The sequence below is a fragment of the Rhodopseudomonas sp. BR0G17 genome, from assembly GCF_010907025.1.
GTDB classification, from domain to species: domain Bacteria; phylum Pseudomonadota; class Alphaproteobacteria; order Rhizobiales; family Xanthobacteraceae; genus Rhodopseudomonas; species Rhodopseudomonas palustris_H.
The window spans coordinates 1-16317 of the sequence record NZ_QUML01000042.1 but is presented as its reverse complement, the minus strand read 5'-3'; the positions used below and the strand labels follow the sequence as shown (position 1 = coordinate 16317).

At 65.4% G+C, this 16317-nt stretch carries 13 protein-coding genes; 4 read left to right on the top strand and 9 right to left on the bottom strand.

What is annotated here, in order from left to right:
* Positions 1-15: 15 nt before the first annotated feature.
* Both DY467_RS22830 and DY467_RS22825 read right to left on the bottom strand, forming a co-directional pair.
* A complete protein-coding gene (locus tag DY467_RS22830) occupies positions 16-1545 on the bottom strand; it encodes a glucosamine inositolphosphorylceramide transferase family protein (RefSeq protein ID WP_164639185.1) in 1530 nt (509 codons plus the stop codon).
* Positions 1546-1566: 21 nt separating this feature from the next.
* Positions 1567-2769: a glycosyltransferase family 4 protein gene (locus tag DY467_RS22825; protein WP_164639184.1), complete on the bottom strand. Its 1203-nt coding sequence runs from the start codon at positions 2767-2769 to the stop codon at positions 1567-1569.
* 303 nt (positions 2770-3072) lie between these two features.
* Here DY467_RS22825 and DY467_RS22820 point away from each other — a divergent pair, with 303 nt between their 5' ends.
* Positions 3073-5211, top strand: a complete 2139-nt coding sequence (locus DY467_RS22820) for a GumC family protein (protein ID WP_164639183.1) — start codon at positions 3073-3075, stop codon at positions 5209-5211.
* 155 nt (positions 5212-5366) lie between these two features.
* Entirely contained in the window at positions 5367-6362 is a 996-nt protein-coding gene (locus DY467_RS22815; RefSeq protein ID WP_349627677.1) for a glycoside hydrolase family 5 protein, read from the top strand.
* A 15-nt stretch (positions 6363-6377) separates the two neighbouring features.
* Here the strand turns inward: DY467_RS22815 and DY467_RS22810 are convergent, their stop codons facing one another.
* From DY467_RS22810 to DY467_RS22800, 3 genes are all read right to left on the bottom strand, one after another.
* On the bottom strand, positions 6378-7295 hold the full coding sequence (locus DY467_RS22810) for a WecB/TagA/CpsF family glycosyltransferase (RefSeq protein WP_107346129.1): 918 nt from the start codon (positions 7293-7295) through the stop codon (positions 6378-6380).
* Between the two features lie 227 nt (positions 7296-7522).
* Complete coding sequence (gene galE, locus DY467_RS22805) at positions 7523-8506, bottom strand: UDP-glucose 4-epimerase GalE (RefSeq protein WP_164639179.1); 984 nt, start codon at positions 8504-8506, stop codon at positions 7523-7525.
* 30 nt (positions 8507-8536) lie between these two features.
* Complete coding sequence (locus tag DY467_RS22800; protein WP_164639177.1) at positions 8537-9796, bottom strand: O-antigen ligase family protein; 1260 nt, start codon at positions 9794-9796, stop codon at positions 8537-8539.
* A 258-nt stretch (positions 9797-10054) separates the two neighbouring features.
* On the opposite strand from DY467_RS22800, the gene DY467_RS22795 reads away from it, so the two are divergent.
* Together DY467_RS22795 and DY467_RS22790 are read left to right on the top strand one after the other, a co-directional pair.
* Positions 10055-11050, top strand: a complete 996-nt coding sequence (locus DY467_RS22795) for a Bug family tripartite tricarboxylate transporter substrate binding protein (RefSeq protein WP_246701618.1) — start codon at positions 10055-10057, stop codon at positions 11048-11050.
* Between the two features lie 119 nt (positions 11051-11169).
* On the top strand, positions 11170-12135 hold the full coding sequence (locus DY467_RS22790; RefSeq protein ID WP_164639175.1) for a S1C family serine protease: 966 nt from the start codon (positions 11170-11172) through the stop codon (positions 12133-12135).
* A 187-nt stretch (positions 12136-12322) separates the two neighbouring features.
* Here DY467_RS22790 and DY467_RS22785 read toward each other — a convergent pair whose 3' ends face one another.
* The 4 genes from DY467_RS22785 to DY467_RS22770 all read right to left on the bottom strand — a co-directional run.
* Complete coding sequence (locus tag DY467_RS22785) at positions 12323-13420, bottom strand: BMP family ABC transporter substrate-binding protein (protein ID WP_164639173.1); 1098 nt, start codon at positions 13418-13420, stop codon at positions 12323-12325.
* A 77-nt stretch (positions 13421-13497) separates the two neighbouring features.
* Positions 13498-14415, bottom strand: a complete 918-nt coding sequence (locus DY467_RS22780; RefSeq protein WP_164639171.1) for an ABC transporter permease — start codon at positions 14413-14415, stop codon at positions 13498-13500.
* Entirely contained in the window at positions 14402-15493 is a 1092-nt protein-coding gene (locus DY467_RS22775; protein ID WP_164639169.1) for an ABC transporter permease, read from the bottom strand. The genes DY467_RS22780 and DY467_RS22775 overlap by 14 nt, the downstream gene beginning before the upstream one ends.
* Positions 15477-16317 (bottom strand): ATP-binding cassette domain-containing protein (locus tag DY467_RS22770; protein WP_164639167.1); only part of this gene is annotated, 841 nt, incomplete at its 5' end. The genes DY467_RS22770 and DY467_RS22775, both read right to left, overlap by 17 nt.

The following is a 16317-nucleotide window of genomic DNA, read 5'->3' as shown; positions in this document are numbered from 1 at the left end:
GCGCAAGGCAGAGCGTCAGCGCGCCGGGACGGCGACGGGGTCGTTGGCGCGGGCCATTCGGCGTAGCGGCTGCAGCTTGGGCTGAATCACGCTGCCGTCGATCAACTCGAGTCGTCCACAGCGGTTGAGCGTGTGCAGCTTGCGGCCGGGCCAGCGCGGTCCAGGTTCGATGACGTGATGCACGGTCTGCTCGAAAGTCTCTGGCGAGAGCGCATTAATCTCCGCAAGTGCCAGCGCCCCGCCATAGCCGTGCGTGCAGTCCTGCACCGGTCGCCATAGCCGTCCATTGCGCCGGAAGAAATGCCCTGCGGGACGCGCGCTGGCGCGATCAACCAGGGCTGGACGCAGCGCGTGCGGTCGCCACCGCCCGAACAGATCGTCTGCGACGTAGATCGACAGCGTGTCGGAATAGCCGCCATCGTTATCATCGTCGCGAGTGGCGCCGAATAGATAATGCAGCCCCTCGTGCTGCAGGATGGTGGCGTCGGCAAGTTCAACGCCGGATAGCAGCGTCGCGTGGCGCTCCCAGCGGCCCGGAAACTCGACGCAGCGATAGATCGACACGGTCTTCTGCAGGCTGCTCTCCGGGATCATCCAGAGCTCGTCGTCCTGCACGATGAGGAACGGGTAAGACAAATGCCACGGCTCTTCAAGCACCGGCACCGCTTCGCCGATCGGGCCGGTCTCGCCGAATTCGATCGCGGAAATCGTGCCCTTGCCGACGCGATGGTCGAGATCTTCGAAGAACACGAAGGTGCGGCCTTTCCAGGTCACCGCGAATGGATCGGCATAGAACCGGTTCGCCGGGCTCGGCAGCGCGTGCCAGTTTGGTCCCGACAGATCGCCGGAGCTCCAGATCCCGGCATCGTCGGTATAGCGCCAGCCGATCCGCCAATGCGGCGCATAGCAGCACAGCCGGTAGATCGCCTTGGCGATCGACATCGCGAGCTTGCGGGCGATGAAACCTGCGGCGGAGTGCGCGTGGCCGAGATGAGGGCCGTCGTGGCGGACGCCTTGTGCTCGCGGACCGCTTTCGAGGACGCCCCTCAGCAGCGTTCCGGTACGTGCCATGGTGGCGCCGAGCGCGCCGCCGAGGCCGCTGGCGTTCTCACCCGACGGCTTTCCTGACCACACCACCGCCCCGCTGATCTCGTCCCGGATATCGATCACCGGCAGATCGCCTGCGAGGATGGCGGCCAGCGCGGCGTCTTCACCGGGCTGGCCATCGAACAGCGGGCGCAGATACAGCCGGGCAGGGCAATCAGCTTCGCGGGGCGCAGTGGTGAAGTCGATTACCACTTCGGGCTGGCCGTGGGAGGGGCGCGAGGTTTCGAGCAGCGCCGGCTCGCGGTCGCCGCCGCAGCGCTGGCCACGCCGCAGCAGCATCCGTTCGAGGTCGAGCAGCGTGTCGAGCCCGGCCGGCCGTTCCCCGGACGTCGAGATCCAGCTCACCTGCAACGTCCGGCCACTACCCGCCAGCAGATCGAGCAGGTGGTGCATCCATGCTCGAGGTCGTTGCTGGTCGAAACGAAGCTCAACAATCATCAGACAATCCGTCAAAAACAACTATATCGCCTGTTCGAGAATGCGGACGTATTCATCGACCATGGCGTCGACAGAGTATCTGTTCATCAAACCTTCGCCACTGCGCTGGAGTCGCACCCTGAGCGCAGGGTCGTCCAGCACGGCACTGATTGCGGAGCCGAGTGCGGTCGCGTCTGCAGCATCGACCAGCACTGCCGCCGGTTCGCCCTGATACGACAGCACCTCGCGTAGAACCGGCAGATCGTTGGCAACCACGGGCACCCCGGCATGGGCCGCCTCGACGGCGGCGAGCCCGAAGGTCTCGGCCAGCGACGGGAACACGAACACGTCGAGACAGGCGAGGAAGTCGGCGACCTGTTCGGGTGTGATTTCACCGACGAAGAATACCCGATCGGCGACGCCGAGCTGTTCGGCGAGCGCGCGCAACCGCGTTTCGTCCGGCCCGTGCCCCGCCAGCGCGAGCCGCCAGGCCGGATGTGCCGGCAAAACCCGGATGCTGGCGTCGAGCTGCTTCAGCGGATGCAGCCGCGCCGCGGTGCCGAGAACGACGCCGTCGACCGGCAAGGCAAAGCGGCGTCGCGCGTCGGCTTTCGCCAACGTTGAGTGCTTGCGATCGAAGCCGTGCGGAACATGGGTGAGGCGTCTGCGATATGAATCCGGATAGCGCGAATAGTCGCGCAGCATGTCTTCAGAATTCACCGTAATGGTGTGGAAGATTCCGAGCCGCCCCATCATCAGGTCGAGCTTCTGCAGCCAGCCCGGCATCGTCAGCCGCGCCGATACTTGATTGGCGATCACCGGCGCCGGGCTCACCAGCCGCGCGATCGCACCGCCGATAGCATTGCCATAGTGTTGAAACGTCAGGATGGCGTCGGGGCGGGCGGCGCGGATCTGCTGGCCAAGCGACACCAGGAAGCGCAGGAACGACAGCGGATTTCCGGGACGCCGCGGGGCGCAATAGGCGGTGTTCGCCGGCTCGTCGAACCCGCGCGATTGCCGGAAGAAGAACAGGTCTGCAACCTCGTAGCCGCGAGCCGCGAGGCCAGCTCCGACGAGACGAGAGATTTCCTGCGCACCGGCGTTCTCGGCCTGGGTCTGGATCAGCAGCACGCGCCGACGGATTGATTTCGCCGACGCTCCGGCGGAAGCTTTCGGTGCACGCGAGCTCGCAGTGCGTCCGCCGGTGACGAACGCATGCTCGGCTCGAGTGATCTGTTCGTTCACGTGCCTCGTCTCCCCGTGCGCTTTCCGTCTTGTTCAGCTTGCTGCAGGTGTGACGGTTAACGAAAAGTGCACGTCCTGACCGCGTAATTGTACACTCTCGCGGCCGCGCCTGGTCGATTTCATTGTGGCGCGGTTAATTGATGCGGAAAGCACCAAGCGAGTTAGTCGCACTCACGCTTCGTCCGGACGGTTCCTTAATCATTTGGTAACGTTCCATTCGGGTGGCCTGGAGTAACCACGGATTAACCGTAGATATTTACTTTGTCCCGGTGGTGACGCAGGCGGTTCGTGTGGAGTGTGCGTATGTCGGGTAGCCAACCAGGCCGGGACAAGGCGGTCCCCGCCCCGCGTCCGACTGCGGACATCTGGGAGAGTCCTGATCAGCTTCCGACCGATCGAGGCGACCTGATCAAAGCCAAGCTGACGCCCGCCGTTATCAGCAAGTTCCTGCGTGACAATCTCAAGCGGATCGTGCTGCTTGCCGGTGCGCTGTTCGTGCTTGGCATGATCGTGCTGTGGCTGCTGCCGGTCCGCTATGCGGCCACCGCACTGGTGATGGTCGATCCACGTGAGCAGCGCGTCACGACCGATCAGGAGGTGCTGCCCGGGATTGGTCAGGACGCCGCTGCGCTGCAGAGCCTGATCGAAATTGCGAAGTCGGATGGTTTCCTGCGGCCCTTGGTCGAGAAGCTGAAAGTTGCCGAAGATCATGAGATCGCCGGCAGCGAGACCGATCCGGCCCGCGTGCTTGAGCGGTTCCGCAAGCATCTGGAGATCGCGCGACGCGGCCTGACTTACGTGATCGAGATGACCTTCGTGGCGAAGGATCCGCAGCGGGCGGCGTATTACGCCAACGCGGTCGCTGAAGCATTCGTCGCCAGTCAGACCCAGGTGCGCGCTGTCGCCGCCGACGAGGCCGCCGGCTGGCTCAACAGCCGCCTGAAGACGCTGAACGAAAAGCTGCGGGCGTCGGAAGACGCTGTCGCGGCTTTCAAGACGCAGTACCGCATTGTCGATGCCGGCCGCGAGAGTACGACGCGTCAACTCCGGGTCACCGAGCTGACCCAGCAGGTGTCCGCGGCGCGACTCCGCACCGAGGAAGCCAAAAACCGCTACGAGCAGGCGCAGCGCGACCTGAAATCCGAGGTCGATGGCTCGACCGGATCGAAGTCCGACCTCGTCAGCGTGCTGCGCACCCAGCGCACCCAGCTCAACGATCAGATCGCTCAGAAGCGCGCTGTCCTCGGGGATCGCCATCCGGAGCTGGTGATCGCCTATAATCAGCTTGCCGAGCTTAATCGCCAGATCGAGGCCGAGCGCAAACGCAACATCGCCAGCGCCAAGTCCGACTATGAGGCGATGCGCGACCAGCAGAAGGCGCTGGAACAGCAATTGAAGACGCTCGAGACCGAGATGCTCGGCGACGACCAGGCTTCTGTGAAACTCAAAGAGTTGCAGCGCGAGGCCAACGCCAATCGGGCGATCTACGAGCAATTCCTGGAGCGCTACAACGCCACCAATCAGCAGCGCCTGCTGCAGGCGAGCCAGACCAAGGTGGCTTCGTTTGCGACGCCGCCGACCCGGCCGACCCGCCCGCCGCTGCTGGTGCTGATCGCCGCCATCGCGGTGGCGTCGATCCTGGTGTCGATTGCCATCACTGCAATTTGGGCGTCGATGTCGAACCAGCCGGAGCGAGCCGACAATTCTGGTCCGCCGGAAGGCGCGACCGCGCCTGTGCCGGTCGAAGCCGCAGCGCCGCCGGTGGAAGACAAGAAGCCCGCTGCCGACTATGCCAGCCTGCCGATTGTTGCGCGGATTCCCGATCTATCGGGCGTGCGCACCCTCGGCGGCAAGCTCGCGATGCTGGGCGGCGAGCGGCGGCTCGATCCCTACGTCGTCGGGCTGCTCGATGCGATCGGTGTTAAGCCATCGCAGCATGGCAAGGTGGTGCTGGTGACGTCGGTCGATCCCGGCGCCGGCAAGAGCTCGGTGGCGCGTGCGCTGAACGCGATTGCGGTGGATCGCGGGATGCTGAGTGTCGTCATCGAAGTCGCGGGGCAGTCGCGCGCCGCACCGTCGAACCGCGCAGAGCCGGATGGCGGCGCTCTCGTGCGTGTGCTGAAGACGACGATCCCCTCCGTCGTCCGTCTGATCGCCGCGGCACCCGACGTAACGGTGCAGAACGATGTTCGCGGCGAATTCGACCTGATCTTGATCGACGCCCCGGCGCTTGCCTCGCAGCCGGAGGTGGCCGAGATCGCTGCTCATACCGATCTCAATCTGCTCGTGATCGACAGCGCCGTGACCCAGGCTGGCGCCGCCCTGGAAGCGCAGGCGTTGCTGTCGCAGAGTGGTCACGCACCGGCCGGCGTGGTCGTCAACAAGGCCGGCGCGCAACCGGCTCCCGCCGCGGCCACCATCGCCGCGCGGCTGGCGAGCTGACCGGCGTACGGCGCGTGCTCACCCGAGGTGCGATCGCTTGCACCGCCGTCGCGCTCTTCGCACTTTGCTGGAGCGCGCAAGCCGATGCGCAGGGCCGCTGCACGGGCCCGACATCCGGCGTTCCGCCTCAGACCATCGCCGCGCTGGCTCGCGGCGTGAATGTCTCGAATTGGACAGAGAACGAGCGGCTGCAGGCTCCGAGCCTGGAGCTACTCCGCGCCGTGCGTAGCGCGGGCTTCACCCATGTGAGGCTTCCGGTCGCCGGCGATCTGGTGATGCGGGCATTCAGTTCGCCGGCCACGATCGAACGACAGCTCGCCGGTGTCGATACGGCGCTCACCGAACTGATCGGCCTGGGCTTTCATGTGTCGGTCGACCTGCATCCCGGGGATGGCTTCGGCCGCCTCCACCGCGATGATCCGAAGTCCTCGATGGCGGCGCTCACCGACGCGTGGAGCAGCCTTGCGACGGTGATCCGCAAGCATCCAACGGCACGGGTGTCTGCCGAACTGCTGAACGAACCGGATATCGCGCCGGATCGCTGGCAGAGCGAAGTCGAACAACTCGCTGCCTTTGTGCGGGGGCAGTTGCCGCAGACCACACTGATCGTTGGCCCGACCTATTGGCAACGTGCCGATTCGTTGCCGCAGTTCAGGCCGCTCGCCGACCGTAACGTCGTCTATGCGTTGCATTTCTACGATCCGATGGTGTTCACCCATCAGGGCCATTGGGATTCGGCCAACCCATTGAGCCGGATTCACGATCTACCGTTCCCGCTTGTCGCCGACGATCCCGCCGTAGAGCGACTGCGCAGCGAGCTGACGTCGCGCGGCGACAATGAAGCGCTGCAGGAGCTGGACAAGGCGATCGCGCAGGCGGGCTCGCCGAGTTATGTGGCCCGGCAGCTGATTCCGGCGGTCGCCTGGCAGGAGCGCTACGCGCGGCCGTTGCTCATCAACGAGTTCGGCGTGTTCAAACCAGCGGCGCCGCGCGACAGCCGGTTGCGCTGGTTGGAGTCCGTGGTGGATTCGGCCGAAGCGAATTGCTGGGGCTGGACCTATTGGGAGCTGGATCAGGGATTTGGTCTGGCCGATCCGCGCACCGGCAGGTTGGACGCCGGTGTAATCGATGCGCTGATGCATCCGCGTTAAGCGGAGAAGGAAAGGTCAGCGCGACCGCGTCAGCAGCAGATACATCGCGTACGGGTTCGTCTTCAGATAGCGCACCCCGAGTCGGCGCGGCTCCAGCGCCATGCGCCACAGCCATTCAAGGCCGATCTTCTGCATCCATTGCGGCGCGCGCGGCTTCGAGCCCGACAGGAAGTCGAACAGGCCGCCCGAGGTTTTGATCACGCCGACGGTGGTCAGGCGATGGCGATTGCGCACGACGAACGCCTGTTCGCGCGGCACCCCCATCGACACCCACAGGATGTCCGGCGCGAGCGCGCCGATCTCGCGGCACACTGCAATTTCCTCGGCCTCGTCGGCGAAATAGCCGTGGCGATGGCCGACGAGGCGCAGCCCGGGATAGCGGCGCTGCACGCGTTCGACCGCGCGGCGGTTGGAGTCTTCATTGGCGCCGAGCATGTACATGGTCGCGCCGCGCTTGCTGGCCTCGCGCGCGACCTCGTGGAACAGATCGGTGGTGGCGACGCGTTCAGGCAGCGATTGGCCGCAGCGGAATCGCGACACGAACACCAGCGGCATGCCGTCCGCATGGATGGCATCGGCCTCCGTCACCAGCTTGCGCTCGGTTTCGTCGACCGCGCAGCGATACGTCACTTCGCCGTTCGCAGACGTCATGTAGGCCGGATAGCGCCAAAGTCCGCGACGCTGCAGCGCTTCATCGACCATCGCGCGCGCAGTCTCGGTCTGGTCGCTGACGACGATCGGCAGTCCGCCGAGCACAACACGCGGCCACTGCCCGAACCGCTCGCGGCGGCGATCGCCGGAAACGCGGCGCTCGCCGTGCGGCAGATTTTGCTCGAACGGAATCCAAAACGCAGCTTTCCTGCGATCCGACTTGCGCCGTTCGGCACCTGTCGGCGCATTCGGCTGTTCGCCGCTGTCTTGCGTGTTGGACATTCCACTTCCTCTCGACCGTCAAGGTCGATCGACTTTGCGGCGGAACAATCGATCATTCGACTAATGGAAGCAACCTATTGCCAACCGCCTCCATTCAACAAGGTAAAGTGGTTAAAGCCGCATCGCCGCGATCGTAGAAAGGCGGCCGTAGCTGTTCTGCAAGCGTCCGGTCCTGTACCGATCTGGTGCGTCGTCCCGCGGTGATACAGCGGGCTGGCCGTGCTGTCTCAGCCGAGACGGCGCTCCCAGGCGAGCGCGTCGCGCACGATCTGCTCGAGATCGTCGTAGCGCGGCGTCCAGTTCAGCGCGGTCCGGGCGCGTTGATTGGCAGCGATCAGCGCGGCGGGATCGCCGGCGCGCCGACCCTTGATCCGCACCTCGAAATCGACGCCCGACACCCGCTTCACCACATCGATCACATCGAGCACCGAGTAGCCGTTGGCATAGCCGATGTTGCAGGTGATGCTCGGCCTGCCGGCACGCAGGTAGTCGAGCGCATCGAGATGCGCCTGGGCCAGATCCGACACATGCACGTAGTCGCGGATGCACGAGCCGTCCGGGGTGGAATAGTCGGTGCCGTAAACGTCGAGGCCGGGACGCTTGCCGAGCGCGGCCTGCACCGCGATCTTGATCAGATGGGTCGCGTTCGGTGTGGATTGTCCGGCGCGGCCTTGGGGATCGGCGCCGGCGACATTGAAATAGCGCAGCGCCGCGTAGCTGAACGGATAGGCCTGCGCGACGTCGGCCAGCATCCATTCGACCATCAGCTTGGAGCGGCCGTAAGGATTGATCGGACGGGTCGGGTCGTCTTCTTCGACCGGTGTGCGGTCCGGCTCGCCATAGACCGCAGCGGTCGACGAGAACACCACATGCGGCACGCCGCGCTTGACCGCACAGTCGAGCAGCGTGCGCGCGTTGGCCGTGTTGTTGCCGTAGTAGGCGAGGGGCTGGGTGACCGATTCCGGCACCACGATGCTGGCGGCGAAATGAATGATCGCCTCGATCGGGTGTTCGTCCATGATCCGGCCGACGAAGTCGGCGTCGCCGACATTGCCCTCGAAGAACGGCACCTCGGGTGGCACGATCGCACGCGAGCCGGTGGAGAGGTTGTCGATCACCAGCGGCCGCTCGCCGGCGCCGAGCAGGGCCAGCGTCATGTGGCTGCCGATGTAGCCGGCGCCGCCGGTCACGAGGATGTGGCGTTTGGTCATGCGCTGCGTTCGATGCTCTGTGGCGGGCGGTCAGCCCGCGGAAACAGCCGGGTCTGATCGGCTGCGTCGGAACCGAGTGCTGGCGATCGCCAGGCTCCAAGTCAAGCCCACCAGCATGAAATAGTGCCGCCAGTGGTCGGTATCGATGATGAAACTCTCGAGTAGCGTGACCACCATTGCGGTCACCACGACGATCGTGACCCGCTGCCACGGCGTACGTACAAACACGTTGCGCAGCCCATAGGCCGCTGTCACGAACACCAGAGCCGGATACAGCGTGCCGCTGATCCAGCCGCCGGACATGAAGGCGTTGAGGAACGAGTTGTGAGTGTCCTCGGGGAAGAACCGCCTGAATTGCAACGGACCGATGCCGGTCGGATAGTCGAGCGCCATCTTGGCGCCGAGTAGATGCCGGCCGAACCGGCCGAACCGGCCGCTGTCGTAAGGCTGCGACAGGCTGGCGCGCTCCTTGAACAGCGCGTCGATCTGGTCAAACGACAGCAGCACCGCAATCGTGGCGGCGAGCACGATCAGCGCTAGTGCGGCGAGCACGACGATCCGCAGCCGCCGCTGCTGCGTCGGTGCGGTGATGAACATCAGCGCCACGGTGAGAAGCGAAGCGCCGGCCAGCATGCCCCAGGCGGCGCGTGAAAAGGCTAGGAACACCGCAAGCGAGATGATGCCGAACGCGACGCCGTTGCGCACCATCGTCCAGAACGAACCTTCGATCGCCCGCTGCAGGCTGTAGATCGCCGGAAAGATCAGAAACGCACCGAGCACGTTCGGATCTTTGAACGTGCCGCGCGCGCGCCCCACGTACGTCAGCAGATCCTGCCCGCCGGGCAGCAGATTGAAGTAACCGACGATGCCGGCCAGTGCCGCGATGAGGCCGCCGACCAGATAGCCGTTCGCGATCGCTTCGGCCCGCTCGCGGGTGTCCTGCAGGCACACCATCGCGAAGAACATCGCGGTCACCGCCATGTACCACGAGGTCAGGATCCAGTTCAGAATGATGGGGTCGTCCATCAGGCCGACCGCGCCGATACTGTAGCCGAGTTCGATGCCGATCAGCAGTCCGATCGGAACGATCAGCGCCGGCGCAAGCCGGAGCCCTCCGGTGACGGCGAGGACTCCCAGCGCCAGCACGATGGCGATTTCATAGGGGCTCGGCTCGATGAACACGATCGCGCCGCTGGCACCGACCAGCCACAGAAGGCCGAGCTGCAGGGCTTTGAGACGAGGCGGGCTGTCTCGAACAGCGTCCGGCGGCGCGAGGGCAAAGTCGGTCATCGGTTCAACCTTGCATCGCTCGGTCTGTAAGGTCTCGTTAACCTTGCCGCAGGTGTGCCGTGACTCCGGCGCAGAACAGTTGGGCATATTGGGCCCGCCGGGCGAGTATGAAGCGGCGGAATTAACGACAACTTATCGCTAATCCCGAAGAACGGCGCCTCGCCGTTCATGCGCCTTTACCACGATCGCGGTCCGTGCATGCGCGAGGCGGTTCGTCTGCGCTATCGCAGTGTCCAGCAGGATTACATGGAGGGTGCGATGACGATCAGCAGGAGAGCATTGCTTGGAACGGCGGCAGGCGCGGCGATCTGTGCCGCTGGTGCGCGGCTGGTCTCGCCGGCGCTGGCGGACCCGGCGGCGTATCCGAATCGTCCGGTGAAGTGGATCGTGCCTTATGCGGCCGGCGGCGCCACCGACGTGCTGTCGCGCTTGGTGTGTCAGTATTTGTCCGAGAAGCTCGGTCAGAGCTTCGTGGTCGAGAACAAACCAGGTGCCGGCAGCACCATCGGCACCCAGGCGGTGATCAATTCGCCGGCTGACGGCTACACGCTGCTGCTGACCAGCACCGCGAATGCGATCAACGCGTCGTTCGATCGCGCGCTGCCGTTCGACTTCGCCAAGAGCATCACGCCGGTCGCCGGCATCGCCCGCATTCCGCTGGTGCTGGTGATCAATAACGATATTCCGGCAAATAACGTCGCGGAGTTCATCGCCTATGCCAAGGCGCATCCGGGCAAGATCAGCGTCGGCTCGTCGGGCATCGGTACCTCGCTGCATCTGTCGGGCGAGTTGTTCAAGTCGATGGCGGGCATCGAGATGGTGCACGTGCCGTATCGCGGCTCGGCGCCGGGCCTGACCGACCTGATGAGCGGCCAGATTCAGGCGATGTTCGACAACGTCACCTCGTCGTTCGCGCTGGCGCAGGCCGGCAAGATCCGCCCGCTCGGCGTCACCAGCCGGGAGCGCTCGGCGGTGCTGCCGGACGTGCCGCCGATCGGCGACACACTGGCCGGTTACGACACTAGCTCGTTCTACGGCGTCGGCGCGCCGCACGGCACGCCGCAGCCGATCGTCGATCTGCTCAACCGCGAGATCAATGCGGCGCTGGACGAGCCGACGATCAAGCAGCGCATTGCCGATCTCGGCGCCATTGCGCTGCATGGCGACGCCAAGCAGTTCGGCGCGATGCTGGCGGCGGAGACCGAAAGCTGGCGCAAGATCGTCGAGGGTTCGGGCGTCCATAAGGAGGGCTGAGCCTCGGTCGGCCGGCGCTCCTTGCCGCCGCCCGCGGCACGGTGACGCCGGCTTGCAAATCGTCCCCGAGGCCCCGATATTTCCGGTTGCACGCGGTGTTGCGCAACAGGAGACGCCGGATGCCTTCGCTCCCCGAATGGAATGTCCCGGCCGCGATCCGGCCTCGCTCGTCCGATTTCGGCTTCGATCTCGATCGCGCGTTGTCCGCGGTGGTCGGGCTGCACGCGATCATTCCGGCTGATGCCTATACGGCCGGGACGCTTGGCACCGAGCGCGCCGGCAACGGCGTGCTGATCGATGACGGCCTGGTGCTGACCATCGGCTACCTGATCACTGAAGCCGAAACGGTATGGCTGCATCTCGGCGATGGCCGCGTCGTCGAAGGCCATCCGCTTGGCTTCGATCAGGAAAGCGGCTTCGGCCTCGTCCAGGCGCTCGGCCCGATCGACCTGCCGTCGCTGCCGCTCGGCCGCTCGGCTTTTGCCAAGGCGGGCGAGCGCGTCATCATCGGCGGCGTCGGCGGCCGTACTCGTTCGGTCGCGGGGCGCATTGCCGCGCGCCAGGAATTCGCCGGCTATTGGGAATATCTGCTCGACGACGCGATCTTCACCGAGCCGTCGCACCCGAATTGGGGCGGCACCGCGCTGTTGTCGGCGACCGGCGAGCTGATCGGCGTCGGCTCGCTGCAGATCGAACGCAGCGGCTCGAACGAGCATTACAATATGAGCGTGCCGATCGATTTGTTGCCGCCGGTGCTGAGCGACCTGCGCAAGTTCGGTCGACCGAGCAAGCCGGTGCGGCCTTGGCTTGGGCTGTATTCAACCGAGATCGAAGACAAGGTCGTGGTGGTCGGGATTGCGCCGAAGGGGCCGGCGGCGCGCGCCGAGCTGAAGACCGGGGACGTGATCCTCGCAGTCGCTGGCGACAAGGTGACCAGCGAAGCGGAATTCTATCGCAAGGTCTGGGCGCTCGGTACCGCGGGCGTCGAGGTGCCGCTGACGCTGTTCAGCGGCGGCGCCACCTTCGACGTGGTGCTGCATTCCTCCGACCGTGCCAAGTTTCTCAAGGCGCCGCGGCTGCATTGAGGAAACCGACCGACGCGACAGAGGTTCGCGTCGATCTTCCTGCGCCGTCATTGCCGGGCTTGACCCGGCAATCCATCGTCCTGAGGTGAGTCAGCGCGCTTTCGCAAGATGGATACGCGGGTCAAGCCCGCGTATGACGTCAGCATCGGGGAGGCCCTGCTCTCCTCACCAGCGGTGAGTATCTGACTCACTTCCCCGGAATCTTGTCGTCGATGCCTTTGACGTAGAAGTTCATTCCGCGGATCTGGCCGTCGTCGAGCTGATCGCCGCCTTTGCATTCGACCTCTTTGCCCTCTTGATCGAGGATCGGGCAGGCGAACGGCTTGATCGTGCCGGCGGCGATGCCGGCCTCGGTGTCGGCGGCGAGCTTCTTCACGTCGTCCGGCATGTTGGTGTAGGGCGCCATCTGGATCATCTTGTCCTTCAGGCCTTCCCAGACATCCTGCGATGCCCAGTTACCGTCCATCACCGCTTTGACGCGCGACACGTAGTACGGCGTCCAGTTGTTGATGATGGCGGTGAGCTGGGCCTTCGGTCCGAACTTGATCATGTCGGAGTCCTGGCCGAACGCGTGGATGCCGCGCTCGTTGGCGATCTGCACCGCTGCGGCACTGTCGGTGTGCTGCATGATCACGTCGGCGCCCTGATCGATCAACGCCTTGGCGGCGTCTGCTTCCTTGCCGGGATTGAACCAGGAGTTCACCCAGACGATCTTGACCTTGATGTTCGGATTGATCTTCTGCGCCGCCAGCATGGTGGCGTTGATGCCGGAGATCACTTCGGGCACCGGGAACGAGCCGATATAGCCGAGCACGCCCTTCTTGGAGATCTTTGCGGCGATGGTGCCCTGGATGGTGCGGCCTTCGTAGAACCGGCCCGCATAGGTCGAGACGTTCGGCTCACGCTTGTAGCCGGTGGCGTGCTCGAACTTCACGTCCGGATACTTCTTGGCGACTTTGATCACCGAATCCATGTAGCCGAACGAGGTGACGAAGATCAGCTTGTTGCCGGCGCGGGCGAGCTGTTCGATCGAGCGCTCGCCGTCAGGGCCTTCGCTGACCTTCTCCAGGTAGGTGGTTTCGACCTTGTCGCCGAATTCCTTGACGATCGCCTGGCGCGCCTGATCGTGCTGATACGACCAGCCGAAGTCGCCGACCGGGCCGACATAGACGAAGCCGACCTTCAGCTTGTCGGGTTTGCTCTCCGGCTTGTCCTGTGCGCTCGCCACCGACAGCCCGGCGCAGCTCGCCGTCAGCACCAGCGCCGCCATGATCGCCTTGTTCATCCGAATCTCCGCTTCATCCTCGGGGATCGTCCTGTGCGAGTCCCGCGCCCCTGCCGCACGGCTCTCGGATCTCGTTTCTAGCGCTCCGGCACGAAAGCGGTTCCGAGCGCCGCCGGCGCCACAGACCCGCCGCGGCGGACGCGCGAGATCAGCACCAACACCAGCACCGTGGCAAGATAGGGCAGCGCAGACATAAGTTGAGATGGCACCCCGAGGCCGATCGCCTGGGCATGCAGCTGCAGGATCGACACCGCGCCGAACAGGATGGCGCCGGCCACCAGCCGACCCGGTCGCCACGAGGCAAACACCACCAGCGCCAGCGCGATCCAGCCGCGCCCCGCCGTCATGCCGGGCGCGTAGAACGGCGTATAGGCGAGTGTCAGATAGGCACCGGCGAGCCCCGCGCAGCCGCCACCGAACAGCACAGCCAGCGTCCGGATCGCCGCGACGTTGTAGCCCAGCGCATGCGCCGAGGCCGGATCGTCGCCGACCGCGCGCAGGATTAATCCTGTCCGTGTGCGGGCGAGCACGTAGGCGATCGCGGCGATCAGCGCGATTGCCAGATAGACGAGCGCGTCCTGGCCGAACAGCAGCTTGCCGATCAGCGGGATGTCGGTGAGCCACGGCAGCCACAGATGCGGTGCGGCGGTGATGTTCTCGCCGACGAACGGCGCGCCAATCAGGCCTGCGAGACCGGTGCCGAGGATCGTCAGCGCCAAGCCGGCCGCGACCTGATTGATCGCAAGCCCGATCGCAGCCGCAGCGAACAGCGCCGAAAGCGCGACGCCGGCCGCGATCCCGCACAGCGCGCCGATCGCGGTCGAGCCGGTCGCCCAGGCGCCGGCGAAGCCGCACACAGCGCCGATCAGCATCATGCCTTCGACGCCGAGGTTGAGAACGCCGGCGCGCTCGGCAATCAGCTCGCCGCTCGCCGCCAGCAGCAGCGGCGTCGAGGCGGTGACGATCGACAGCAGGATGGCTTCAAAGAGGCCCATGCAACGCCTTTCGTTGCGGGCTGCGCCAGCGGATCCGGTACAGAATCAGCGAGTCGCAGGCGAGCACGTAGAACAGCAGGATGCCCTGGATCACGCCGGTCATGTCCTGCGGCAGTTTGAGCGCAATCTGCGCCTGCTCGCCGCCGATGAAGGTCAGCGCGAGGAACAGGCCGCTGGCGAGAATGCCGAGCGGATTGAGGCGGCCGAGAAACGCCACGATGATCGCGGTGAAGCCGTAGCCCGGGGAGATATCCGGCTGCAGATGCCCGATCGGTCCGGCGACTTCGATGATGCCGGCGAGGCCGGCCAGGGCGCCGGAGATCGCAAACGTCGTCAGCACCAGACGATCGGCATTGAAGCCGGCGAACCGTGCGGCGCGCGGGGCGGTGCCGACCACGCGGATTTCGAATCCTTTCAGCGTGCGGCCGAGCAGAACGGCGGCCGCCGCGACCGCGATCAACGTCAGGATCAGGCCGGCATGAACGCGGCTGCCGGCAATCAGCAGCGGCAGCGTTGCTGCAGGGTCGAACTCGGCGGTGGTGGGAAAGTTGAAGCCGGCCGGATCGCGCCACGGCCCGCGCACCAGATAGTCGAGCAGCAGGCCGGCGACATAAACCAGCATCAGGCTGATCAGGATTTCCGACGCGCCGAACCTGACCTTGCAGAGGGCCGGAATTAGCGCATAAGCGGCGCCGGCCAGCGCTCCGACCAGCAGCATCGCCGGCAGCAGCCACGGGCCGGGATTAGTCCCGTGCGTCATAACCGCCAGGCCGCTGCCGGCGATGGCGCCGATCAGCAACTGCCCTTCGGCGCCGATATTCCAGGCGTTGGCGCGGTAGCACAGCGCCAGCCCGACCGCGATCATGATCAGCGGCGAGGCCTTCACCGCGATCTCTTGCAGCGAGTAGCCGTCGGTCAGCGGCGTAATGAAGTACACCGCCAGCGCCGCAGCCGGATTTTTGCCGAGCGCCACGAACACGATTGTCAGGGTCAGCAGCGTCAGCGTGACCGCGAGCAGCGGGGACAGAAGCGCAATCGCCATCGATCGTTCGCTGCGCCTCTCAAGCACCAGCGACATCGCGCACCTCCGTCGGCCAGCCGCTGCCACCCATCAACAGCCCCAATTGATCGCGGCCGATCTCGGTGACGGGACGCGGCGGCGACAGCCTGCCGTGAAACATCACCGCGATGCGATCGGCGATCTCGATCAACTCGTCGAGGTCCTGACTGATCACCAGCACGGCCGCGCCGCGCGCCGCGAGATCGAGCAGCGCCTGGCGGATTGCACTGGCCGCGCCGGCATCCAATCCCCAGCTCGGCTGATCGACGACCAAGAGGCGCGGTTGCCGGAGGATCTCGCGACCGACGATGAACTTCTGCAGATTGCCGCCGGAGAGCCGCGCTGCTTCCGGATCACGGCTGGCTTTGCGTACGTCGAAGGCCTCGCTGACCTGATCGACCAGCGCCAGCGCGGCGCCGCGGTCGACCAAGCCGAACCTCGTCAGTCCCCCGGTCGCATGTCCGGTCAGCAACGCGTTGTCGGACAGGCTCATGGTCGGCACCGTTGCGTGGCCGAGGCGCTGTTCCGGCACGAAAGCGGCGCCGCGCAGGCGCCGCTGGTTGATCGAAAGGCTTCCGGCGGCCTCGCCGACCATCTTGATCGCGTCCGATTGCGCGATTCCCGTCTCGCCGGACAGCGCCGCGAACAACTCGTCCTGACCGTTGCCGGCAACTCCGGCGATGCCGACGATCTCGCCGCTACGGACTTCGAGGGAGAGGTCGCGCAGCGTCACGCCATGTGGATCGTCGGGACGCAGCGTCAGGCCGTTGACACTCAGCAATGGGCCGCGGATCGAATGGCTGGATTGCTTCGGCGCCGTCACGTCGCTGCCGACCATCATC

What these genes read in the sequence shown, in the direction of transcription:
- DY467_RS22800 (WP_164639177.1), bottom strand. Translation starts at nt 9,796, where the DNA reads ATGACCGACTTTGCCCTCGCGCCGCCGGACGCTGTTCGAGACAGCCCG.
- DY467_RS22780 (WP_164639171.1), bottom strand. Translation starts at nt 14,415, where the DNA reads ATGGGCCTCTTTGAAGCCATCCTGCTGTCGATCGTCACCGCCTCGACG.
- DY467_RS22830 (WP_164639185.1), bottom strand. Translation starts at nt 1,545, where the DNA reads ATGATTGTTGAGCTTCGTTTCGACCAGCAACGACCTCGAGCATGGATG.
- DY467_RS22810 (WP_107346129.1), bottom strand. Translation starts at nt 7,295, where the DNA reads ATGTCCAACACGCAAGACAGCGGCGAACAGCCGAATGCGCCGACAGGT.
- DY467_RS22820 (WP_164639183.1), top strand. Translation starts at nt 3,073, where the DNA reads ATGTCGGGTAGCCAACCAGGCCGGGACAAGGCGGTCCCCGCCCCGCGT.
- DY467_RS22790 (WP_164639175.1), top strand. Translation starts at nt 11,170, where the DNA reads ATGCCTTCGCTCCCCGAATGGAATGTCCCGGCCGCGATCCGGCCTCGC.
- DY467_RS22775 (WP_164639169.1), bottom strand. Translation starts at nt 15,493, where the DNA reads ATGTCGCTGGTGCTTGAGAGGCGCAGCGAACGATCGATGGCGATTGCG.
- galE (WP_164639179.1), bottom strand. Translation starts at nt 8,506, where the DNA reads ATGACCAAACGCCACATCCTCGTGACCGGCGGCGCCGGCTACATCGGC.
- DY467_RS22785 (WP_164639173.1), bottom strand. Translation starts at nt 13,420, where the DNA reads ATGAACAAGGCGATCATGGCGGCGCTGGTGCTGACGGCGAGCTGCGCC.
- DY467_RS22795 (WP_246701618.1), top strand. Translation starts at nt 10,055, where the DNA reads ATGACGATCAGCAGGAGAGCATTGCTTGGAACGGCGGCAGGCGCGGCG.